Below are 260 nucleotides of genomic sequence, written 5' to 3'. Positions count from 1 at the left end.
CAGCATCATGCCGGGGATCTTCCCGATTATTGCTGATACAGAGGAAGAAGCCAAAGCGAAATATGAAGAATTACAGGAGCTGATTGTTCCTGAGATTGGGCTGAGCATTTTGCAAAACTACTTAGGTGGGATTGATTTGTCTCAGTATCCTTTAGATGGTCCGCTTCCAGAGATTGATCCAAGCGCGTCCAATGCGGTAAAAAGCCGTTTTGATCTCGTGATGAATATGGCGAGAAAGGATAACCTGACCATTCGCCAGC

The 260-nt window shown here is 45.8% G+C and carries 1 pseudogene; it reads left to right on the top strand.

What is annotated here, in order from left to right:
• Positions 1-260: pseudogene (locus SB658_RS25065) on the top strand (nitrilotriacetate monooxygenase); the annotation flags it as partial.

The sequence above is a fragment of the Bacillus sp. SIMBA_008 genome (genome assembly GCF_046535495.1).
In the GTDB taxonomy this organism is placed as follows: domain Bacteria; phylum Bacillota; class Bacilli; order Bacillales; family Bacillaceae; genus Bacillus; species Bacillus subtilis.
This window is presented reverse-complemented; position numbering and strand designations above follow the sequence as displayed.